Origin of the sequence: Pseudomonas sp. 32_A (genome assembly GCF_017490905.1) — a bacterium.
GTDB classification, from domain to species: Bacteria; Pseudomonadota; Gammaproteobacteria; order Pseudomonadales; family Pseudomonadaceae; genus Aquipseudomonas; species Aquipseudomonas inefficax.
In genome coordinates this window covers 1-244 of sequence record NZ_JAFGYI010000486.1, presented here as the reverse complement: position 1 = coordinate 244, position 244 = coordinate 1, and the positions used below count along the sequence as shown (strand labels likewise).

1 protein-coding gene is annotated in these 244 nt (G+C 64.3%); it reads right to left on the bottom strand.

What is annotated here, in order from left to right; genetic code table 11:
• Window positions 1-244, bottom strand: a 244-nt coding sequence (locus tag J5M58_RS27540; protein WP_207880674.1) for an amino acid permease, incomplete at both ends; no start/stop codon positions are given.

The window sequence follows — 244 nt, the reverse complement described above, 5'->3', positions numbered from 1 at the left end:
AGCGAGATGATCAGGCCGACGCTGATCAGCACCGCACCCCAGTGGCCGACCACATGCTCCAGCACGGCAGCCATCGACGGGTTCTGCAGCTTGGCCAGTTCCGGTTGGGTCATGATGCCCAGCGACAACACGTTGACCAGCACCAGCAACGCCAGCACCCCCAGGAAACCGATCACCGTAGCCTTGCCCACATCCGACCGGCGCTCGGCACGCCCGGAATACACACTGGCGCCTTCGATGCCGA